General features: G+C 65.6%; 15 protein-coding genes. 7 read left to right on the forward strand and 8 right to left on the reverse strand.

Annotation, left to right across the window (positions count from 1 at the left end):
* The 4 genes from DCO45_RS05385 to DCO45_RS05400 are packed head-to-tail and all read left to right on the forward strand — an operon-like array spanning position 1 to position 2,829.
* The gene (locus tag DCO45_RS05385) at positions 1–888 is read left to right on the forward strand and encodes a type II secretion system F family protein (RefSeq protein WP_116924833.1); all 888 of its coding nucleotides are present in this window, start codon (positions 1–3) and stop codon (positions 886–888) included.
* Positions 889–899: 11 nt separating this feature from the next.
* Entirely contained in the window at positions 900–1,208 is a 309-nt protein-coding gene (locus tag DCO45_RS05390) for a DUF192 domain-containing protein (RefSeq protein ID WP_243419251.1), read from the forward strand.
* Positions 1,209–1,220: 12 nt separating this feature from the next.
* Complete coding sequence (locus tag DCO45_RS05395; protein ID WP_116924835.1) at positions 1,221–2,390, forward strand: TadE family protein; 1,170 nt, start codon at positions 1,221–1,223, stop codon at positions 2,388–2,390.
* Positions 2,359–2,829 (forward strand): hypothetical protein, encoded by a 471-nt coding sequence (locus tag DCO45_RS05400; RefSeq protein ID WP_133248074.1) that lies wholly within the window; start codon positions 2,359–2,361, stop codon positions 2,827–2,829. The genes DCO45_RS05395 and DCO45_RS05400 overlap by 32 nt, the downstream gene beginning before the upstream one ends.
* 5 nt (positions 2,830–2,834) lie before the next feature.
* Here DCO45_RS05400 and DCO45_RS05405 read toward each other — a convergent pair whose 3' ends face one another.
* From DCO45_RS05405 to DCO45_RS05440, 8 genes are read right to left on the reverse strand one after another with little or no spacing between them, the layout of a single operon-like run.
* The gene (locus tag DCO45_RS05405) at positions 2,835–3,272 is read right to left on the reverse strand and encodes a hypothetical protein (RefSeq protein ID WP_116924837.1); all 438 of its coding nucleotides are present in this window, start codon (positions 3,270–3,272) and stop codon (positions 2,835–2,837) included.
* A 42-nt stretch (positions 3,273–3,314) separates the two neighbouring features.
* On the reverse strand, positions 3,315–4,478 hold the full coding sequence (locus tag DCO45_RS05410; RefSeq protein WP_116924838.1) for an NADH:flavin oxidoreductase/NADH oxidase: 1,164 nt from the start codon (positions 4,476–4,478) through the stop codon (positions 3,315–3,317).
* 11 nt (positions 4,479–4,489) lie between these two features.
* The gene (locus DCO45_RS05415) at positions 4,490–5,722 is read right to left on the reverse strand and encodes an ABC transporter substrate-binding protein (protein WP_116924935.1); all 1,233 of its coding nucleotides are present in this window, start codon (positions 5,720–5,722) and stop codon (positions 4,490–4,492) included.
* 18 nt (positions 5,723–5,740) lie between these two features.
* Entirely contained in the window at positions 5,741–6,766 is a 1,026-nt protein-coding gene (locus tag DCO45_RS05420) for a tripartite tricarboxylate transporter substrate binding protein (RefSeq protein WP_116924839.1), read from the reverse strand.
* Positions 6,767–6,826: 60 nt separating this feature from the next.
* Positions 6,827–7,564, reverse strand: coding sequence for an SDR family oxidoreductase (locus DCO45_RS05425; RefSeq protein WP_116924840.1), 738 nt, complete (start codon positions 7,562–7,564; stop codon positions 6,827–6,829).
* On the reverse strand, positions 7,561–8,736 hold the full coding sequence (locus tag DCO45_RS05430; RefSeq protein WP_116924841.1) for an acyl-CoA dehydrogenase family protein: 1,176 nt from the start codon (positions 8,734–8,736) through the stop codon (positions 7,561–7,563). The genes DCO45_RS05425 and DCO45_RS05430 overlap by 4 nt, the downstream gene beginning before the upstream one ends.
* Positions 8,733–10,430: an AMP-binding protein gene (locus DCO45_RS05435; protein ID WP_116924842.1), complete on the reverse strand. Its 1,698-nt coding sequence runs from the start codon at positions 10,428–10,430 to the stop codon at positions 8,733–8,735. Before DCO45_RS05435 ends, DCO45_RS05430 begins: the two co-directional genes overlap by 4 nt.
* Positions 10,431–10,440: 10 nt before the next feature.
* Entirely contained in the window at positions 10,441–11,523 is a 1,083-nt protein-coding gene (locus DCO45_RS05440) for a cyclase family protein (RefSeq protein ID WP_116924843.1), read from the reverse strand.
* A 136-nt stretch (positions 11,524–11,659) separates the two neighbouring features.
* Here DCO45_RS05440 and DCO45_RS05445 point away from each other — a divergent pair, with 136 nt between their 5' ends.
* The 3 genes from DCO45_RS05445 to DCO45_RS05455 all read left to right on the forward strand — a co-directional run bounded on the left by DCO45_RS05445 (position 11,660) and on the right by DCO45_RS05455 (position 22,220).
* The gene (locus DCO45_RS05445) at positions 11,660–12,451 is read left to right on the forward strand and encodes an IclR family transcriptional regulator (RefSeq protein ID WP_116924844.1); all 792 of its coding nucleotides are present in this window, start codon (positions 11,660–11,662) and stop codon (positions 12,449–12,451) included.
* 98 nt (positions 12,452–12,549) lie between these two features.
* Positions 12,550–13,632 (forward strand): TerB family tellurite resistance protein, encoded by a 1,083-nt coding sequence (locus DCO45_RS05450; RefSeq protein ID WP_116924845.1) that lies wholly within the window; start codon positions 12,550–12,552, stop codon positions 13,630–13,632.
* Between the two features lie 518 nt (positions 13,633–14,150).
* Positions 14,151–22,220, forward strand: a complete 8,070-nt coding sequence (locus DCO45_RS05455) for a hypothetical protein (protein WP_116924846.1) — start codon at positions 14,151–14,153, stop codon at positions 22,218–22,220.
* Positions 22,221–22,841 lie beyond the last annotated feature (621 nt).

Consider the following 22,841-nt stretch of genomic DNA (forward strand, 5'->3'; position numbering starts at 1 on the left):
ATGAAAAACGCCATTCTGCTTGCCGCCATTTTTCTATCCGCTGTGATGGCCGGCATCATCTTGCTGTACTTCGTCGCCATCGTGCGCAAGGCCCGGCCATCGGTGCGCGAGCACATGGACCCGCTGCCCTGGGGCATTCGCCTCATCTGGCCAGCGGTCAACGTGCTGCAGTTCCATGTCTCGGAGATTGCGCCCACCTCCAGCCTGCTGCGCTGGAAGCGCAAGCTGCAGCTGGCTGGCCTGGAGTATGTGCTCAAGGCCGAGGAGATCATCGCCGTGCGTGTGATCTCGATGGCATTGGTGGGGCTGGCCTTCACCGGCGCTGCGATGGCGCTGAAGATCGATGGCCAGTGGGTGCGCCTGGCCTGCCTGGCAGGCCTGCTGCTGGGCTGGATGCTGCCGGCGATCTGGGTCAATGACCGCAAGAAGCGCCGCGACAAGGAAGTGCTGCGCACCTTGCCCGGCTACCTCGACCTGATCACCCTGTGCTGCCAGGCGGGGCTGGGTTTGACGGCCGCGATCTCGCAGGCGGTGCAAAAAGGCCCCAGCGGTGCGATGCATGAGGAGCTTGAGCGCCTGCTGCGCGAGATGCGCACCGGCATGAGCCGTATGGATGCCTTCAACGCCATGGCCGAGCGCATGGACAACAAGCATGTGCGCGGCCTGGTCTCCAACCTGACGCAGGCCGAATCGCTGGGTGCCAGCGTCACCGATACCCTGGTCGCCATCTCCGAGCAGCGCCGTACCGAGCGCTTCCAGCATGCCGAGAAGCTGGCGATGGAAGCGCCCGTGAAGATGCTCGGCCCACTGGTGATCTTTATCTTTCCGGTCACCTTCATGGTGATCTTTTTTCCACTCGCGGTGCAGATGTACCAGACCTTGAAATGAAAGGGCCGGGCATGCCCGCAGTCAAAGTACAGCTGGCCCGGCGCTTTTCCGAGCGCGCCTTTGGCCTCATTTTTCGCCCGCCACCGGCCAGCGGCGAGGCGCTGGTGTTCGACCGCTGCGCGGCCGTGCACACCTGCTTCATGCGCTATGCGATCGATGTGGTGTTTGTCGATGCGCAGCAGCAGGTGCTGCGCATCAGCGCGGGCCTGGCGCCTTGGCGCATGGCCTGGTGCCGGGGTGCCAAGCGCGTGCTGGAGCTGCGCAGCGGCGAGGCCGCGCGCCTGGGCCTGGCGCCGGGCCAGCGGCTGCAACTGTGTTGAAGGAGCTTTGCCATGTTCTTGAAGAAAGCCAAGCCAGCGCGGCAACGCGGGGTGTCGATGACCGAGACCTTGATCGCGCTGCCGGTGGTACTGGTGTTCACGCTGTCGCTGATCCAGTTTGCGCTGATCTACCGCGCCAGGCTCACCTTACAGTACGCCGCCAACGAGGCCGCGCGCGTGGGCTCGCTCAACAATGCGCTGCCGCTGCCCTATGACCTGCGCATTCCGCTGGCCAAGAAGGGCATGCTGGCCGATGTGAGCCTGGGCAATGTCAAATCGGCGCTCACCAAGGGCAGCGTCTGGCAGGGCTTTGTGCGTGGCATGATGCCGCTCTATGTGGCAGAGTCCAGCGTCTCTGGCCTGCTCAAGGGCTGGGTCAATGCCAACACCGACCTGATCCAGGGCAGCTGTATCGAGTACGTCAACCCCACGCAGAACACCTTTTTGGACTGGGCCATGGTGGAGAACTATGGCGAGTCGCGCGGCATCGTGCGCATCCCCAACGACAGCCTGCGCTACCGCAAGCCGCTGCCTTATGAGCGCGATGCCCGCACGGGTGCCACCGACACCTACAACGGCGACACCCCGAACCTGGAAGACACGCGGCTGCGCGGCGCGGTCTCCAACAAGACCTTGGGCGAGACCAATATCCTGCACCTGCGCGTGCACTATGGCTACAAGCTCAGCGTGCCGATTGCCGGGCCCATCATCATCAAGGCCATGCAGGGCTACCGCTATGTCTCCAAGCACATCGGCTCGGTGCTGACCACCGGCGACGATGTGCTCGGTGCCGAAGCCACTGACCTCTCGGCCATCGATGCCTTCTTTCTGGCGAGCGACCGCTTTCCGCTCACGCAGGAAGCCTCGGTGGGCATGCAGTCCTCGCTGTACTGGCATCCGTTCTATGCCTTTGGGCCGGCGCGCGATACCTCGGACCTCAATGCCAGCTTCAAATGGGACGTGGCCGACGGCAACAGTGGGCTGGGCGACTACGCCACCCTGGTGCCGGATCTGGTCGGTAATATCCGTAACGGAGCGCAGTGGGTGACCGCCCATGTGGGCAATGCAGCCATGGATGGTCTCAAGGATGTGGTGGGCCTGCGCAATGCTTTTTGCCCCGCGATCTGGGCCAATCCGATGGGGGTGGAGAATGTTCCCAATCCATTCGATGCGGCGCCTTGATAGGTCACTGGCTGCTGCGGCCGCGCTGCTGCTGGTAGCACTGGGCGGCGCCCCGGCCTGGGCGCAGACGGTGTGCAAGAGCGAGGGCGTTGAATACATTCTGGGCGGTGCCGCTGCCGCCGGACCCGGCTGCAAGGCCGCAGCCGCCGCTGCACCGCCAGCACGCCGCACCTTGCGCACGGCCGCATCCGCACCCGCCCCAGCGCTCACCCCGTCGCAAGGCCCGCGCCCGCGTGAAGGCGCAGATTTTGGCCAGGACGAGCGCCTCCTGATCCTGGAGACCGAGCTGAAAAAGGCCCAGCAGGTGCTGCAGAGCTTCTCGCAGGCGCTGGGCGGTTCAGCCGGCAGTGCGGCACCGGCAGACAAGAGCCGTGCGCTGGCCGATGTGCGGGCCCTCACGGCCGAGCTGGCCCGGCTGCCGCCGGTAGCAAGCCGCTGAGCGCATTAGTCTTGCTCCTCCAGCGATTGCAGCAGCGCGCCCGCGTTCGCATAGCCCGCCGCCTTGGACCGTTGGGCCCAGAACCGTGCGCCGGCAGCGTCATGGGTGTAGATGGCGATTTGCGCCAGGTTGTAGGCGGCGGCGCCATCGCCCAGATCTGCGGCCAGCACCAGCCAGTCCCGCGCCTGGGCGTCATCGTTGTTTACGGAGCGCAGGTGCTGGTAGACATTGAGGGCGGCGCGCTTGTCGCCCGCCTGCGCCAGGCGCTTTTGGCGCAGCAGCTCAGATTCCGACATGCGCGCAATGCCGGCGCTGTTGGCGCCGGGCTCATAGCGGATGCCGGTCGGCGGGGCGGGCAGCGGCGCGTAGGGGATTTGCTTGCAACCGGCGCTGGCCAGTAGCGCAAGCAATGCCAAGGGGAGGGCGGTGGAGGACAGGCGCATCGACGCATTGTGGCATTGCGCAAGCCGGCGCCGCCAACACCCTCAGCGCACAAAGGTGGAGGGCTGCAGATCTGGTGTGGTCGCCTTGCGCCGCTCCAGCCAGAATGCCTCGTTCTTTGTCAGCATCTGGAAGTCCTGCGCATCCTGCAGCTTTTGCGCCGCATCCATCGGCCAGTTCGGGTTGTAAATCAGCTCACGTGCCAGCGCCACCAGGTCCGCATGGCCGTTGCGCAAAATGGCCTCGGCCTGCTGCGCATGCACGATCAGGCCCACGGCCATCGTGCGCGCGCCGGTGGCAGCCTGGATGGCCGATGCCAGTTCGACCTGGTAGCCATAGCTGGCAGATTGGCCGCTGCGCAGCGGCGAGCCGGCAATGCCGCCCGAGGAGCAGTCGATCACATCGACACCCAGCGGCAGCAGGCGTTTGACCAGCGCGATGCTGTCCTCCAGCGTCCAGCCACCGGGCGCGCCGTCGGTGCAAGACAGGCGCACAAAGAGGGGCAGGGCTGCTGGCCACACGGCGCGCACCGCATCGACGACGGTCAGCAGCAGCCGGCAGCGGTTGTCCAGGCTGCCGCCCCAGGCATCGCCGCGCTGGTTGGCCAGCGGTGACAGAAAGCTGTGCAGCAGGTAGCCATGGCCGGCATGCAGCTCCAGCACCTGGTAGCCCGCCTGCGCGGCGCGGCGGGCCGCAGCGGCAAAGGCCTCCACCACCTGCTGGATCTGCTGCAGCGACATGGGCAGCGGCGTTTCGAGGCCCTTGCCCGCCGGGATGGCGCTTGGGCCCATCGGCATCCAGGCATCCCAGTCGGCGATGTCCGGCTGGTAGGGCAGGGGCCCCCGGCCCTGTGCGGGTGTCAGTTGCCGGGCCTTTCGGCCGGCATGCATCAGCTGGATGCCCGGTGTGGTGCCGCAGTCGCGCATCAGCTGCACAATGCGCTGCAAGGGCGCGACCATGTCGTCCTGCCACAGCCCTATATCGCCCAAGGTGCCGCAGCCGCGCCGCTCCACACCGGTGCCTTCCTGGAACACCAGGCCGCTGCCGCCGGCGGCCAGGCGCCCCAGGTGCATCAGATGCCAGTCCTGCACCTGGCCGTGGCGGCCCTGGTACTGCCACATGGGGGCGGCGACGATGCGGTTCTTGATCACCACATCGCGCAGCTGCAGTGGGCTGAAAAGCTGGTTCTGGGTTTCGCTGTGGGGCATGTTGCTGCCGCCTACTTCTTGACCAGCGGGCAGGCCGATTCGGACAGCGGCAGGAAGGCCTTGTCGGCCGGCACCGTGCTGATGACCTTGTAGTAGTCCCAAGGTGCCTTGGACTCCTGCGGCGACTTGACCTGGAACAAGTACATGTCGTGCACCATCATGCCGTCCTCGCGCAGACGGCCGTTCTTGGTGAAGACATCGTTGATGGGCATCTCGCGCATCTTGGCCATCACCGCCTTGGCGTCCGTACTGCCGGCCGCCTCCACGGCCTTCAGGTAGTGCTTGACCGAAGAGTAGGCGCCCATCTGGCTCATATTGGGCATGGCGTTGACCTTGGCGAAGTACTTCTTCGAGAACGCGCGCGTCTCGTCATTCATGTCCCAGTAGAAGGCCTCGGACAGCAGCATGCCCTGCGCAGTGCGCAGGCCCACCGAATGCACATCGTTGATGTACATCAGCAGCGAGGCGAGCTTTTGCTTGCTCTCGGGGGTGATGCCGAATTCGCGCGCAGCCTTGATCGAGTTGACCAGGTCATTGCCGAAGTTGGCCAGGCCGATCACATCGGCCTTGCTGGCCTGGGCCTGCACCACGGCCGATGAAAAGTCCGAGCCATTGAGCGGGTGCCGGGTCTCGCCGATCACCTTGCCGCCCACGGTGGCAATGGCCTGGGTGGTGGCCTTGACGATGTCATAGCCGCCCGAGTAGTCGGCTGTCAGAAAGTACCACTGCTTGCCGATCTTCTCGGCCGCCGCCTTGCCCACGGTATTGGCCAGCGCGTACGAGTTGTAGGCCCAGTGCGCGACGGTGGGGCCACACATGTCACCGGTGATGCGGTCGCTGGCCGGGCCGCTCATCACCAGCACCTTGCCTTTTTCCTTGGCGATGTTGAGCACCGCGAGCGCGGCCGCGGAGCCGCCCACGTCCTGGATCGCGTCGACGCCGTTGTCATACCATTCGCGCGCCTTGGCCGCTGCCGAGTCGGCCTTGCTCTGGTGGTCAAAGGTCAGCAGCTCGACCTTGCGGCCCAGCACCTGGCCGCCGGCCTCATCGAGCGCCATCTGGGCAGCGGTGATGCTGCCCTTGCCGGTGATGGCCGAGTAGACGCCCGACTGGTCAACGATCAGGCCGATGCGCACCGGCGGGCCCGATTGCGCGATGGCGCTCAATGATAGGCACAGCAGCGCTGCGGCCAGGCCCAGCGGTTTGACGGGTGCGCGCAGCGCGGGGAGGTGAGAAATACGCATCATGGTGGTGTCTCCTGTTCAGCTTGTTGTCAGTACCTGGGATTCGCGGATCATGTGCTGCCAGCGCAGGCGCTCGGCCTGCAAGAATTTTTCATAGGCCTCAGGGCCCTGGGCGGTGACCGAGACGCCTTGCTTTTCCAGCAGGTTCTTGAGCTCAGGCGCCTGCAGCTGGGCCACGGTGGTGCGGCCCAGGCGCTCTACAACCTGGGCACTGGTCTTGCGCGGCACAAAAAAGCCGTTCCAGATCGGCGCGGCATAGCCGGGGTAGCCCAGCTCGGCGACGGTGGGGATCTCGGGCCAGGAAGCCATGCGCTGCGCGCTCAAGGTGGCCAGCACGCGCAGCTTGCCCGACTGCACCTGGGGGCGGGTAAAGAGCGCCGTCATCATGCCCATGTCCACGCGCTGCTGCAGCAGGTCCGGCAGGGCCGGGGCCTCGCCCTTGTAGGGCGCATGGATCATTTGCGCGCCACAGAGCTTCCCCAGGTACTCCATCGCCACATGCAGCGGGCCCAGCGGCCCGGTGGACATATAGCGCAGCTTGCCCGGTGTCTTCTTCGCATCGGCCAGCAGCTCGCCCAGGGTCTGGTAGGGGCTGTCTTGCGCCACCACGAGCACATAGTCCACATTGCAGATCGAGGCCACCGCCGCAAAGTCGCGCTGCGGCCGGTAGCCCAGGTCGGGCATCGTGTGCTCGAGCACGATATTGGTGCCCACGCCGCCCATCAGCACGTTGTAGCCATCGGGTTCGGCATGGGCCACCTGGGTCGCGCCGATGGCGCCGGCTGCGCCCACCTTGTTGTCGACCACCACCGGCTGGCCCAGGCCCGGCTCCAGCGCCTTGGCCAGCAGGCGGCCGAGCACATCGGTGGCGCCGCCGGCGGCAAAGGGCACGACCAACCGCACCGGGCGCGACGGGTAGGGGCTCTGCGCCCAGGCGTGCTGGCCGGCCAGCAGGCTGGCTGCGCCCCAGGCTGCATTGCGCAGCAGCCAGCGTCGCCGGTCCCGGTTGGCGGGTGTTTGGGTTGGGGAAAGTTGGTCGTTCATGGCATTGTCTCCGTGTCCTTTTTGTGGTGTTGCCGTGTCCAGAGGCCCCTTTTGAGAAAGCTATAGCCGGGTTGCGCTGATCGTGAGCCCTCCGTCGATGTGCAAGGTCTGGCCGGTGATGTAGCCCGCCAGCGGGTGCAGCAAGAAGTCGATGGCATGGGCGATCTCCACCGGCTCGGACACCCGCTGTAGCGGCACGGCGGCGAGCAACGCCTCGGTCTGCGGCGCGCCGGGCGGACTGGCGGTATTGAACAGCTCGGTGGCGACGGGCCCGGGGGCAATCACATTGACCGTTATCTGGTCCGGGGCCAGCTCCAGCGCCCAGGTGCGGCTCATGCCGATGACGGCGGCCTTGGTGGCGCTGTAGGCGGTGCGGTTGGGCTTGCCCAGCGCTGCGCGCGAGGAGATATTGACGACCCGGCCCGCGCGCGCCTGGCGCATGCCCGGCAGCAGCGCCTGCATGCAGACCAGGCAGGCGTTCACGTTCAGCGCCATGGCCTCGTTCATGTCGGCTACGCTGGTGTGGGCCAGGTCGGTGGTGTGGGCGAGCGCCGCGTTGTTGACCAGGCCATAGAACGGCGCCTGCGCGGCCAGGTCGCTGACCAGCGCCCGCGTGCCTTCCAGGTCCATCAGGTCACAGGCGATGAACTGCTCATCGGGCCGCGCGTCGGCGGGGATGCTGCGGGCCAGGCCAATCGTCTGGTAGCCCTTGTCGGCGAGGTAGCGCATCGTGGCGCGGCCAATGCCCCGGCTGGCGCCGGTCACCAATACGCGGGGTTGGCGGGAGCTGTCTGTCATGCCTGGCCTTTCAATAGTTGTCGACCGATGATGGTCTTTTGCACTTCGGTCGCACCTTCGTAGATGCGCATAGGGCGCACTTCGCGGTAGAGGCGCTCGACCACGCTGCCGCAGGTGATGCCCATGCCGCCCCACAGCTGCACGGCGGCATCGACCACCTGGAAGGCGGCCTCGGTGCCCTGCATCTTGGCCATCGCCGCCTCGGTGCTGATGCGGCGCTGACGCACATCGCGCAGCCAGGCGGCCTTGTGCACCAGCAGGCGTGCGGCTTCCAGCTGCGTCGCCATATCGGCCAGCTTGTGCTGCACGGTCTGCATCTCGGCCATCGCCTGGCCATAGAGCTGGCGCTGGCTGACCCGCGCCAGGGTCTCATCGAGCGCGCGCTGGCCCATGCCCAGCGCGGCGGCCCCCACCGAGCTGCGGAAGATATCGAGCACGCCCATCGCCACCTTGAAGCCTTCGCCCGGCTGGCCCAGCAGGCGGCCCGCAGGCACTTTGCACGCGTCAAAATGGATCTCGGCGAGCGGGTGGGGCGCGATGATGTCGATGGCGCGGTGGATGTAGAGGCCCGGGGTGTCGGCATCGACCAGCAAGGCCGACAGGCCGCTTGCACCCCTGGCCTCTTCGGTGCGGGCGATGACCACATAGAAGTCGGCGATGCCGCCGTTGGAGATATAGGACTTGGCGCCATCGAGCAGGTAGTGGTCGCCCTGCAGCACCGCCCGCGTCTTGGTGGCGGCCACGTCGGAGCCGCCATCGGGCTCGGTCAGCGCAAACGCTGCCACCTTGCGGCCCTGGCTGCAGGCCTGCACATAGGGCGCCACCAGCTGCGCATCACCCTTTTGCCATAGCGCAGCACTGCCGATGCCCTGCATGCTGAAGACAAAATCGGCCAGCGGCGCGTAGTAGCCCAGGCATTCGCGCACCAGGCAGATGGCGCGCAGGTCCACCGCAGGCGGCAGACCATCGGCCATTGCCGGCGCCGCATATTCCAGCAGGCCATGCTGGGCGAGGCTGTGCAGCCAGTGGGCGCATTCGGCATGCAGGTCGTGTGGGGTTTCATCGGCCAGGCGCGCACGGTTGTGGCTGATCCAGTCGTTGAGCCGGGCGATGACCTCGGCATGCCGGTCGTCAAAAAATGGCGTCTCGGCCAGGGTCCAGCTGTGCTTCATGCGCTGGCCTCCTGGGCGAGCAGGCTGTGGGCCAGGTCGCGCAGCTCGTTGCGTTTGACCTTCTTGCCATTGGGCCCCATGGTGTAGGGAAAGGTCTCGACCCGGAAGATACGGATGGGCACCTTGTAGCGCGCAATCTGCTGCTGCAGCTGGGCCTTGATCGCCTCTTCGTCCCAGCGTTGGTCGGCGTTGTCCCGGGGATCCAGCACAAAGGCCACCGGGCGCGAGCTGCCCGAGGCATTGACCGCGACCACCTGACAGGCGCTCGCCCCGCAAAGCGCCATCACCGACTCCTCAATCTCGGCCGGGTTGACCAAAAAGCCGCCGATGCGCAGCACATCGCCCAGGCGCGAGATATGGGTGAAGCCGCCATCGCCATTGAGGTAGCCCAGATCGCCCGAGCGCAGATAGCCGTCATCGGTAAAGGCCTGCTGCGTCGCCTGCGCGTCGTGCAGGTACTGCTGCATCAAGGTGGGGCTGTAGAACTCCAGCTCACCGGGCTCTTGCGCCTCGGCGATGGCGCCGGTCTCCAGATTGCGCACGCGCACCCGTGCCTGCGGGCAGACCGGAAAACCGCCGGACTGGGCGCGCCGGGGCAGAGGCGCCGCCGGGTCCTGGTGGGCAAACAGCGCAAAGGTCTCGCTCATGCCAAAGCAGCCGACCATCGGTATGCCGTACTGCAAGGCACGGGCGGGCAGCGCATCGAGCCCGGGCACAAAATTGGCATGGCCAAAAAAGCGCAGCGCCTGCGGCTGCCAGCCCGAGGGCAGCTCGGCGATGAGTTTGTCGACCATGTCGTTGGTGCCAAACATATGGGTGATGGGCTCGCGCTGCAGGCAGGCCGCTGCACGTGCGGTATCGAATACCTCGTGCAGCACCAGGCACGCGCCAGCTGCCAAGGTGGCCATCGCCGCCGTGTAGCCAAAGGCCCCGCACAGCGGCAGCGCCAGCAGGCTGCGGCAGCCGCTGTCGATGCCAAAGCCGGGTGCCACATCCTGTGCATGCTGGGCCACGCTGGCCTGGCGGTGCACGATGAGCTTGGGCTGGCTGGTGGTGCCCGAGGACGACAGGATGATGCAGGTCTGCGCGCCCTGGCAGTTGCTGCTGTGCGGCGTTGTTGCGGCTGCGGCCATCAGCGCCTGCCAGGGCTGGATCTGCAGCACGCCGCCACCGGCCTGCAGCGGGGCAGAGGCAGCGGTAGCCGGGCTCAGGCTGGCATCGATCAGGCACTGCAGGCTGCCGCCTTGCTGCGCCAGAATTTGCTCCAGGCTATTGCCGGGCAGCAGGCTGGCAGCACTCGCGGCTGCGCCATTCATCACGGCCAGCGCATTGGCGGTGGCTCGGTCAAAGGCCAGCGCCTTGCAGCCGGAGCGGTCGATAAAGCGGCTGATCTCCTTGACGCCCAGCTTGAGGTTGAGGCTCAAGCTGGTGATGCCCAGCTGGGCGCAGGCCAGGTGCAGCAGCAGCCAGTGCGGCGTGTTGGGCAGCCACAGGCCCAGCACATCGCCGGCCACCAGGCCTTGCTGGCGCAGGCCGTGGGCGCATTGCTGCACCTGGCTGCGCAGCTGGGCATAGCTGTGGGTGCTGGCGCCAAACTGCAGCGCGGGCGCATCGTCCGCGCCCAGCGCCAGCAGGCTGCGCACATCGTTGGCCCGCGCGCTGGGGGGCGCGCTGGCCATAGTTTGGGAGGTCATAGGTCGGCCTTTAGACGGTGGCCACGGGGGTGACGGGCGAGCCCACGGCGCCGGGCAGGCGCAACGCAGGGGCCGTGAGCATGAAGCGGTAGCGGCCATGGGCCTGCAGCCACTGCGCCAGCGGGTGCAGGTACCACAGCTCGCCAAACGGCATGCCGAGCTTGAACAGGCACAGCTCATGCAGTGGCAAAAAGGCGCAGTTGCCATCGACGGGCCGGCCGGGCACCGATTCGATGCCGTAGTTGTCGGCCACCAAGGTGGTGATGTGGCTGTCGATGATCCACTGCTGCAGCTCGGGATCACGCCCGTCGAGCACCGCGCCGACGGTCTCGGGCATATCGGACTTCGGCGGGCCATCGCAGGCGAGCAGCAGCTCGCTAAAGCCGGTGTAGAGCGCGACGATGTCGCCACGGGTCACCTCGATGCCATCGGCCTTGAGCACCTCCTTGAGCATCTTGCCCGAGACGAGCGTGTGGCCGTCGCCAAAGTGGCGGCGCAGGTTGACCAGCACGCCCCGGCCCTGGATGGCCTGCTCGGCCAGGCGCTCCACACCCAGCGCCTTGGCGCGGGACTGGCCGCCCATGTCCGGCAGGTCATCGGGCGCCAGAATGTCGATACCGGCCTGGAAGCCGTTGTAGTAGACCAGCTCGTCGACGCCATCGCCATTGATGTCGAAATGGCTGCCCACGTGCGAGAGCGCATCCCACTGCGTCGAGTACTGCAGGTAAATCTCGGCATAGTCGTCGCTGACCACATCGGTGTAGTTCGGGTTCTCACGCGAGAGCGCAAAGTTCAGGCCTGGGCCCAGCGGGCGGCGCGAGGGCTTGATGATCGGCGGGTGGCGGCGCGGGTTGAGCGCATTGCCGCCGGGCTTGTCCAGCGGCAGGCTCAGGCAAAAGCGCTCGCCGGTCTGTATCTCCTGCGCCGCTTCTTTGACCTTGTCCGCCGTCAGGTAGTTCAGGCGGCCGAGCTGGTCATCGGGGCCAAAGTCGCCCCAGTTCGATTGCGCGGGGCGCTGGGTCCAGCGCGGCGAGCCGGCGCTGCCGACAACTGGGGCAAGGTGCGGGGCATGTACAGGGCGGTAGGCGTTCATAGGGTTTTCCAGATAACGGGGGAGACAGCGCGCAGCGGCGATCTGCCGTAGCTTGTGCGCACCTCAAGAGGTACCGAGCAACTATGAGACGGGATGTGCCGGGATGGCAAAAGCTGGCAGCACGGATGTTCACGATATGAACTCAGGTTTTCCCGGGGCGCAAAGCCCTGCGCGCTTGGTCAAGGTGCTGCGGCTGCTCACGCGCCACCATGTGCAAGGCCTGTCGATTGCGGAGTTGACCGCGCAGTCGGGGCTGGACCGCTCGACCGCACGGCGCTTGCTGATGGTGCTGGCCCAGTCTGGCTATGCGGCCAAGGATGCAGTCACAGGCCGCTACCGCTTAGGCGTCGAAGCCATGCTGACGGGGCTGGCGGCGATGGCCAAGCCGCCCATCTTCGAGGTCTGTCACCCGGTGATGGTCAGCGTGGCCCGGCGCAGCGGCGACACGGTGTTTCTGATCATCCGCGTGGGCGACTTTGCCCACTGCCTGCATGTGCAGCCGGGCAGCACGGTGCTGCATGCCCACAGCCTGATGACCGGGCAGATCCGCCTGCTGGGACAGGGCACGGCCAGCCTGGCGCTGGCCGCCAGCCTGCGCGACGCCGAGCTGGAGCAGATCTACCAGCGCCGCCGGCTGGACTACGAGGCCGCCGGCATCAGCCAGGAGCGGCTGATGGACATGGTGCGCCAGACGCGCAAACGCGGCCATGCGCTCAGCTTCAACCTGCTCACCTCGGGCGCCACCGGCGTGGGGCTGGCGATCGAGTTCCAGACCGCCCATAGCGCGCACATGGCCGCCATCAGCGTGGCCAACCACGACGCGCAGATGGATGCGCTGCACCAGGCGCAGGCGCTGCAGGTGCTGCGCGAGGAGTTGGCCCAGGCGGGTATTGCGCAGGTGGGCGGCGGCGATCGCGTAGGACGGTAGCGCAGAGTGGCCGCTGGCAAGCCAGGGAGCGGAACCTGGACCGCGCCCTGGGCTCCAAGTGCGTTCTTTTGTGCACTTTTAACGCGGAGCCCTGATACATGACGACTGAAGAAATTCGTGCCACTTTGACCCTGTGCCTGCTCGCCTCGTTCGCCGATGGCGAGAAGCACGAGCGCGAGCGCGAGCAGATCCGCCAGGTGGCCGAGGGCCTGGCGGCCGACCAGCAGATCAACCTGCCCCACCTCTACCAGGATGTGCTGCTGCGCCGTGTGCAATTGGGCGATGTGCTGGCCCAACTGCAGACCACCGAGGCGCGCCAGCTCGCCTATGAGATGGCGCTGTGCGTCTGCGAAGCCGATGGCAGCACCAGCCCCAAGGAAGCGGCCTTTTTGGCGCAACTGCGCGAGGCTTTTGGTACGGCAGGGCAGGCGCCCACCGCGCCCGGTCCTACCGCAGCGCCTGCAGTGGCTGCCGCGACGGGGATGGCTGCAGCGGCAGCGTTGGCCACGCCGCCCGCGCAGGCGCTGGCCGGCAACCTGGTCGATGCGCCATTGAACGCCGCCTTGCCCGACACCCCGCTGGCGCTGACGGAGCCCGCGCCCCATCCGGCAGCGGCCGACCCGCTGGTGCCGGCGCAGGCCGAGCGCCGGCCCTCGAGCTTGTCGGTGGAGGCCATGGACCAGAAGATCCTCAAGGCCTCGATTCTCAACGGTGCGATCGAGCTGCTGCCCGAGAACCTCTCGACGCTGGCGATCATTCCGCTGCAGATGCGCCTGGTCTACCAGATCGGGCAGAACTATGGCTACGAGCTGGACAAGGGCCACATCAAGGACCTGCTGGGCGCGCTGGGTGTCGGCTTGACCTCGCAGTACCTGGAGCAGGCGGGGCGCAAGCTGCTGGGTGGCCTGCTGGGCAAGGCCGGCAAGGGCTTGCTCGGCGGCCTGGGCCGGCAGGCCGTCAGCAGCGGCATGAGCTTTGCCTCCACCTATGCGCTGGGCCATGTCGCCAACCAGTACTACGCCGGCGGGCGCCAGCTGTCGACTGACATGCTGAAGAACGCCTACCAGCATGTGATGCAGGATGGCCGCCAGCTGCAGTCGCGCTACCAGGCGCAGATGCAGGAGACCGCGAGCGGCCTGAACACCGCCAAGATCCTGTCGATGGTGCGTGGCGGTCAGTAGCGATATTTCTAAATGTAACTATCGCTGTAAGTCAAATGCTTGAATAAATGCAGGACGACACCGGCAAGGTTGTCAAAATGCATGAATAGTCGCTTGGTGATTTTGCGATGGGGTTCTGCCCAGCCCGCCATTTTGGCGGGCTTTTTTGTCTGACGTCTGCGCGACAAAAAATCATACAAAAACGAGCACTTATCCTATATTTCTCCTCTGAGTTCTGGCGGAGAAAGACCCGAAGTGCACGGCATATTCTGTCGCTCAAGAGGGCGAGGGCGGTAACCCGCACAGGCGGTTTGACCCGCTGGCGCAGCCCGCTTTGGTTATAGACCAGAACTAGCTGCGCTTATAAATTCTTTCAATAAATTAATTTTAGATTTACCAAAGGTTCGCAGTACGGTTGCCCTTGTGAATCGTTGTGTTTGCATGAGTAATCAGCGGCACCTGTCCTCGACCGCCGGGGGGTATGGCCTGGATTGATCCCACCTATCCTGGCGTCCTGGCTTGGTGCCCAAGGAGACGCTATGAACCCGATTGGTGCGCAGAGGACCCTCCGCCATCTGCTCTACGGGGGGCTCGCGAGCCTGGCCCTCATCTGCAGTTCCGCCGTCCAGGCGGCCTCGGCCGGATCCGGCCGGGCCTATGGCCTGCAGGTCACCGCCGATGTGGTGGGTGTGGGACTCGGTGTCCCGATTGCCGATACCGGCCAGAAAACGGCACCACCGGATTTCAATACCCCCACCTCGGTCGTCAGTGCGTCTGTCGCTGCAGGCGTAGGCAATTTGCTGACCGTGCGTACGGGCGTGCTCAACGCCGCCACGCAAAGCAAGCTGGCGCAAAACAGTGTGGTGTCTTCGTCCTCCGTCAACGGCTTGGCCCTCAAGCTCGCGGGGCTGGCGCTGGGGGCTGACACCATCAGTTCGCAAGCCAAGATGTCGTGCGACAACGGGGTGCCCAAACCAGAGGGCAGCGCACAAATCCTCGGGGCGACGGGATCGCTCGTGGGGGTGAGTGTGGCGGCAAATACCCAAACCAATCTGACGATTGGCGTGCCCACGCTCGGAACCATGGTGGGGGTCGTCCTCCACACCAATGAGCAAATACTGAGCAACCAGGGCAAGACACTGAGCGTCAATGCGCTGCGTGTGGAGCTGGTCGCCTCTGCGCTGGGCGCGCGGTTGCTCGGTGCATCCGTCGTGGTAGGCAACTCCTCTGCAACCCTGTCCGATTGCGCGCCCACGGTCACGCTGGCGCCCTTGCCGTTGATTACCACCAGCAACCAGGCGGCTATATCCGTTAGCGGAACCTGCAGCGCCGGCAGTGGCAATGTGGCCATCAGCTCTACGCCCACCGGCGTGAGCCAGTCGCTGCCTTGCTCTGCCACTGGCAGCTATTCCGGTTCGGTGGACACCACAGCGCTGGCCGATGGTCCCGTGACGCTCACGGCATCACAGAGCCCCGCAGGGCCGACCAGCTCGTCGAGCCAGTCCACCACCAAGAACACGGCCCCGGTCTTGCAACCGCCAGTCGTGACGGTCGTCTCTGCGCCGCCTATCACCGCAGCGAACCAGGCGTCCTACAGCGTCTCGGGCACCTGCTCGGCCAATGGTGCATCGGTCTCCATCCTGGTCGGGGTAGTGCCCGCATCGGCACAGTGCAGCGGCGGCCTCTGGTCCGCCTCCGGCCTGAATGTCACAGCCGTGCCCAATGGGGCGGTCACGGTCATGGCCTCGCAAACTGTCAGTGGTCTGCTCGGCTCGGGCAGCTTGACGACCAGCAAGGACGCCGCAGGGGTTCTGCCCGTGGTGGTCGTTACGTCGGCACCTGCGATCACCGCAGCGAACCAGGCCTCCTATACCGTCTCGGGCACATGTTCGGTGAACGGCACCAACGTTTCCGTCGTCATCGACACTGTCAATGCCACGGTGCCCTGTACTGGCAATATCTGGGCCGCCGCAGGCCTGGATGTCACGGCCTTGCCCAATGGGGCTGTCACGGTCACTGCGTCGCAAACCGTTGGTAACCAAACGGGATCGGGCAATCTGGGGACCACGAAGGACTCGGCCGGTGCTATCCCCGTCGTGACCATCAGCCTGGCTCCCGCCATCACGCTGGCCAACCAGGCGGCCTATACGGTTTCGGGCAGCTGCTCGGTCAACGGCAGCAACGTGGCCGTGCTGGTGGGCTCGGTCGCTGCCTCTGCGCTGTGTGCGAATGGCAGCTGGTCCACGGCCGGCCTGGATGTCAGTGGCTTGCCCAATGGGGCCGTCACGGTCATGGCGTCGCAAACGTTGGGCGGCCAAACCGGATCGGCCAGCCTGGTGACCAGCAAGGACGTGACGGGCGCCGTGCCCGTGGTAGCGGTGACCTCGGCCCCCGCGATCACGGCAGTGAACCAGAGCTCTTACACGGTATCTGGTACCTGTTCGGCCAGCGGCACCAACGTGGCCGTGCTGATCGGCTCCATCTCGGCTGCGGCGCCTTGTAACGGCGGCATCTGGTCCACCGCAGCGGTGGATGTCGGTAGCCTGCTCGATGGCGCGGTCACGGTGACGGCGTCGCAGACGGTGGGCGGCCAGACGGGATCGGGCAGCCTGCAGACCAGCAAGAACACGGTGGTGGACGCCCCCGTGGTGACCATTAGCTCGGCACCCGCCATCACGGCGCTCAATGAGGGCGCCTATACCGTCTCGGGCACCTGCTCGGCCAATGGCACGAATGTCGCTGTGCTGGTCGGCTCCGTGGCGGCTTCGGCGCCCTGTACGGGCAACATCTGGTCCAGCTCAGGTCTCGATGTCAGCGGCTTGGCGGATGGGCCGGTGCTGGTCTCCGCCTCGCAAACGGTAGGCGCGCAAACGGGGTCGGGCACGCTGGTGACAGCCAAAGACACGGCGGGTGTCGCACCGGTGGTGACCATCAGCGCTGCACCCGCCATCACGGCGCTGAACGAGGCAGCCTATACCGTCTCGGGCACTTGCTCGGTCAACGGGTCCAACGTCAACGTCCTGATCGGCTCCATCTCTGCATCGGCGACCTGCGATGCCGGCCTCTGGACCACCCCGGCGCTGAATGTCGCTGCTTTGCCGGATGGCGCGGTCACCGTGACCGCTTCGCAAACCGCCAATGGCCAAACCGGATCGGGCACGCTGGTGATCGCCAAGGACACGGCGGGAGTCGCTCCTTCCGTGGCCGTCACATCGGCTCCCGCCATCACGGGTTCCAACCAGGCGTCCTATGTCGTTTCGGGCACCTGCTCGGCCAACGGCAGCAACGTGGCCGTTCTGGTCGGCTCCATCGCTGCCACGGCACTGTGCGACGGCGGTGTCTGGGCCACGGCAGGCCTGGATGTCAGTGGCTTGCCCGATGGCGCGGTCACGGTCACGGCCACGCAAACCGTCGGTGACCGAACGGGATCGGGCAGCCTGGTGACGAGCAAGAGTTCGGCCAGCATCGCTCCTGTGGTGAGCATCACCTCGGCGCCTGCGATCACGGCAGCGAACGAGTTGTCCTATACCGTCTCGGGCACCTGCTCGGTCAACGGCACGGGTGTTGATGTGCTGGTCGGCACCGTCGCTGGCTCGGCGCCCTGCAGTGGCGGCATCTGGTCCACCGCAGGCCTCAATGTCAGTGGCTTGCCCAATGGACCCGTCTCGGTCGTTGCCTCGCAGACGGTGGGCGGCCTGACGGGCTCGGGGAGTTTGGTGATTGGAAAGGACTCCGAGGGAATCGCCCCGGTGGTCACCATTACCTCGGCGCCCGCGATCACCGCGGCCAACCAGTCGGCCTATACCGTATCGGGCACCTGCTCGGAAAACGGCGTGGTGGTAACGGTGCATGTCGGTGACGTTGCAGCGGTGCCGCAGCCTGTGTGCAACGGCGGCATCTGGTCGACCGCAGCGATGGATGTCAGCGCCTTGCCCGATGAGATGGTGCTGGTGACGGCTTCGCAGACGCTGAACGGCCAAACCGGATCGGGCAGCCTGGTGACCGCCAAGGACACGGCCGGCATCGCGCCGGTGGTGGCCATCAGCTCGGCACCGGCCATCACGGCTGCCAACCAGTCTGCCTATACCGTCTCGGGTACCTGCACGGTGGATGGCAGCAACGTGGCGGTACTGGTCGGCTCGGTTGCGGCTTCGGCCCCATGCAGCGGCGGCAGCTGGACCAGCGCAGGGCTGGATGTCAGTGGTTTGCCCGATGGATCAGTCACGGTGACGGCCTCGCAAACGGCCGGTGGTTTGACGGGATCGGGCAGTTTGGTGACCGCCAAGGACACGGCAGGCGTTGCCCCGTCGGTGTCCATCACTTCGGCAGCGGCGATCACGGCGGCCAACCAGTCGGCCTATGTCGTATCGGGCACTTGCTCGGTCAACGGCACGGATGTCTCCGTTCTGGTGGGCCAGGTCGCTGCAGCGGCGCCTTGCAGCAGCGGTACCTGGGTTACCGCTGGCATGGACGTGAGCGGCTTGCCCGCTGGCGCGGTCACGGTCATGGCATCGCAAACGGCGGGTAGCCAAACGGGATCGGTGAGCCTGGTGATCAACAAGGAGCCGGTGGGGATCGTGCCCGTGGTGGCCATCACCCTGCCACCTGACATTACCGTATCTAACCAGGCGGCCTACACCGTCTCGGGCACCTGCTCGGTGGCCGGTACCAACGTGGCGGTTCAGGTTGTATCCATCGCCGCATCGGTGGCATGCGACGGCAGCAGTTGGACCACGGCTCCGCTGGATGTCAGTGGCTTGCCGGATGGATTGGTGACGGTGACCGCCTCGCAGACCGTGAGTGGCGGCTCGGGATCGGCCAGTGTGGTGGTCAACAAGACTGCGGCCGCTACTGCGCCTGTGGTGACCATTGGCTCTGCTCCCGCCATTACGCTGGCCAACCAGGTGTCCTACACGGTCTCGGGCACTTGCTCGGCGAGCGGCATCAGTGTCGCCGTCCAGGTCGGCAGTGTCCCAGCGTCTGCGACCTGTGACGCGGGAGCCTGGACTGCGTCGGGTCTGAATGTCAGTGCCTTGCCTGACGGGGTGGTCGTCGTGACCGCGGAGCAAATCGTTGGCGGCTTGTCCGGGTCGGACAGCGTGGAGACCACCAAGGCCACTGCAGCGATTGTTCCTGTGGTGGTCATCACCTCCGCGCCTGCAATCACCGCCTTGAATGAGGCCGCCTATACCGTCTCGGGCACCTGCTCGGTCAACGGTGAAGTGGTGACGGTACTCGTCGGCTCGATACCTGCATCGGCAACCTGCAGCGATGGCATCTGGGCCACCGAGCCCATCAATGTCAGTGGGCTGGCTGATGGACAGATTACGGTGCAGGCCTCGCAAGACGCCGGTGGCCAGACGGGAACAGTCAGCCTGGTGATCAGCAAGGACTCTGCCGGAGCTGCGCCCGCCGTGGGTGTGGTCTCGGCACCGCCGATCACGGCAGCGAACCAATCGGCTTACACCGTCTCGGGTACCTGCTCAGTCAATGGCGCAGCGGTGGCTGTTCAAATCGGCTCGGTTCCTGCATCGGCGCAGTGCAATGCCGGTATCTGGTCGAGCACGGCCGTGGACGTCAGTGCCTTGCCCGATGGCCCGGTCACCGTGACAGTTTCGCAAACGCTGGGCACACAAACCGGCACGGGCAGCCTGGTGACCACCAAGGATGCGGCCGGAATCGTACCCGTGGTGAGCGTGACGTCGGCACCTGCGATCACGTTGGCCAACCAGGCAGCCTATACCGTCTCGGGCTCTTGCTCGGTGGGCGGCAGCAACGTGGCGGTCCTGGTCGGCTCGGTATCGGCGTCGGCAGTGTGCAATGCGGGCATCTGGTCCACAGCAGCTGTTGATGTCACTGCCTTGCCTGATGGAGCAGTCACCGTCATGGCCTCGCAAACTGCCAGTGGTCAAACGGGATCGGGCAGCTTGGTGACCAGCAAGGAGACGGCAGGCGCCGCCCCAGTGGTGACCGTCAGCTCGGCACCCGCCATTACCGCAGCCAACCAGGCGTCGTATACCGTCTCGGGCAGCTGCTCGGCCGACGGCATCCCTGTCGCGGTTCAGGTCGGTTCGGTGGCTGCAAGCGCGCCATGCGCGGCTGGCAACTGGTCCGCCGCTGGTCTGGATGTCACTGGCCTGGCCGATGGACCGGTCACCGTAACTGCGGCGCAGACCGTCGGCAGTGTGCTGGGCTCGGGTAGCCTGGTGACCCTCAAGGACACCGCTGGTGTCGTCCCGGTGGTGACCGTTACTTCGGCTCCCGCCATCACGGCTGCCAACCAGGGCTCGTATGTCGTCTCGGGCAGCTGCTCGGTCAACAGTACGACGGTGGCTGTACAGATCGGCTCGGTGTCGTCATCGGCGCCATGCGCCGGAAACCTCTGGACCATCCCCGCGGTGGATGTCAGTGGTCTGCCCGATGGATCGGTCACGGTGACCGTTGCGCAGACGGTTGGCGCCCTGCAGGGATCGGGCAGCCTGGTGACCAACAAGAGCACAGGTGGTGTCCAACCCGTGGTGACGATTACCTCGGCTGCGGACATCACGGCAGCCAACCAGTCGGCCTATAGCGTCTCGGGAACCTGCTCGGTCAACGGTACCAATGTGGATGTGCTGGTCGGCTCGGTGTCCGCATCGGTGCCCTGCACCAGCGGCAGTTGGATGACCGCAGCGTTGAATGTCAGTGGCTTGCAGGACGGCACGGTCACTGTGACGGCTCAGCAAACGGTGGGGGCCCTGGTGGGGTCGGCCAATGTGCAAGTCAACAAGGGCACTGGCGTAACTACACCCGTGGTGACCATTACGTCGGCACCTGCCATCACGGCAGCCAACGCATCGGCGTACTCCGTCTCGGGCACTTGCTCGGTGGGCGGCAGCAATGTGGATGTGCAGGTCGGCTCGGTGTCTGCAACGGCGCCGTGCACGGGTGGCCTCTGGGCGACCGAGGGCATGGATGTCCGTGGTCTGCCCGATGGAGCAGTTGCCGTGACGGCATCGCAGACGGACCAAGCCGGCAACACGGGCAGCATCACCCGCGAAGTCTCGAAGTCGACGGGCTCTGGCGGCGAGCCGCCCGAGCCTCCCGTTGCCCGGATTGCGCCCCAGAACGGTACCTGGATCATCAGCGATGAGCTCAATGGCGAGCCAGGCCGCGGCATGGGTATCGACATCCAGGACGGCGTGCTGTTCATGCAGGTCTACAACTACCGCCAGTCGGGGGAGGCGACCTTTCACACGGCACTGGGCACCTTGCGCGACAACAAAGTGACCGCTCCGCTGTACTTCTACGAAGGCGGGCGCTACTTTGGCAGCGAGCAACGCGATGGCCATGCGGCCGGCAGCCCTGGCAATGTGGTCATCACCTTCACCAGCCGCAGCACCGGTACGATCCAGTTCCCGGGCGAGCCGGTAAAGGCCATGCACCGCTTTGACTATGAGGGCACGCCCGCTGGTGTCTTCTCCGATCCGGCCTTTGTCGACCGCTGGGCCATGGTCGAGCTCAACAGCAGCAACCAACCGGTGCGCAGCTGGTGGGCCGATATCGGCACGAGCGAGCAGGTCTCGATGAGCGAGGATTGGGCGGCAGCAGCGATGGGCTGGCCATACCCACCTACCGTGGCAACGGCGGTCCATGGCTTTGGCGGCACCTTGTCGGGCCATGTGGTGGCGCAATGCAGCTACGGCGGCCGGGGTCTGGTGTTCAACTGCTCGGGCAACCGTGCGGGGGCTAACGGTGCGCCGGTGATCGCGATGACGATGCAGCGTGGTGTTGACCAGCTCAGCGGCACGGTGAAGGAGGGCGGTGGAGACACCCGGCGCCTGGTGGGCTTCCGCGTGGCCCGTGCTGCCTACTCCTGGCAGGACAACCAGAGCGTGCGCACCAGCTACTACGCGCCAGGCTACCTGCCTGAGTCGGGTACCTGGGTCGTCAGTAGCGAGTTGCGGGGCCTGCCAGGTCGCGGTATTTCCATCGAGCTGCAAAAGCCGCTGAACCAGGAGGAGCATCTGTTGTTCATGTCGGTGTACGACTACCAGAGCGACGGCAAGGCGACGTTCCACAGTGTGCTTGGCGCGCATGACGCATCGACCACACCAGAGCCCAACACCCCCGATCTGCCCACAGTGCAGTACCAGGGCGGGCGTTACTTTGGTGGCCCGGCTGCGAGTGCTCGCTTCAAGGCGGAAGCGGGACCGACCCAGTCGATCCACTTCAGTGCGCCTTCGGTGGGAACGCTGGCCTTCCCCGGCGAGCAGCCGTTGCAGATAGAGCGTTTCTACTATGGCGTCAACAAGGGCTCGGCCCAGTCGCTGCGCGGATCCTGGTCGGTGCTGTCTGCCACGGATGCGATGCCAAGCCGGATCTTCCGCTTCCAAAAGCGCGACGAGAACTCGGTCATCGATACCGACTCGGGCTATGTCTGTGTCGCCGAAGTGCTGCGCCAGTACAACTTCCGCTGCACTGGCCCTGCGGGCACACCGGCCTTCCGTTTTGTCGCAGGCTTCTATGGCGCCAGCTCCGGCATTGTGGGAGACGCCGAAGATGCCCCAGCCATCACCGTGATGCGGGTGACGGATCCGAACGGCGAGATGGTGCAGGCAGGCGACTGAGGCCAATGAGCCACCGCGGGCCGGCCAAGGCGCAGCGGTGGCAACTGAGCCGGGTTGCGGTCCAGATAAAGCATCTACTTGAGGTTTGAAGGCTATGGCGCTGTTGCCAAATCGGCATCGAATCTATGCCAGGATGTAACCGCCGCTGTAAGCCGAGGCCTTGATTTGACGGTAGAAGGCGCTGTCAGATATGTCAGACGGAGCAGAGTTGAGACGGCTCCCGGGGGCTATGTACCTCTCCACCGCACTTGGCCCACCGTGATTGGGGGGCTCTTTGGTGACTGCGAGGGCTGCGAGCGACCTTTGCAAAAAAATGCATTTATGCGCGATTTCTCCTCTGTAAATCCGCAGTGCAGTAGCAAGGGGGGGGCCGACATGGGCGGATTGGACAGGTCTGCTCCCCCTGTGCTGTGCGGCCCGTAAGAGCCGGGGCTGTTGTAACCAGCTATTGGGGGGAGATGGTTGTGCTTATAAGTGTACTCAATAAAATAATTTACCGTTTACCAAAGATTCGCAGTACCTTTGCGCTTGTGAGTAGTTGTGTTTGTATGAGCAATCAGCAGCACCTGTCCTCGGCCGGTTGGTGGGGTCTGAGTGGATCACCCCCAACGGGCGTTATGG

Origin of the sequence: Comamonas sp. JNW (assembly GCF_003105075.1) — a bacterium.
Taxonomy (GTDB): Bacteria; Pseudomonadota; Gammaproteobacteria; order Burkholderiales; family Burkholderiaceae_C; genus Comamonas; species Comamonas squillarum.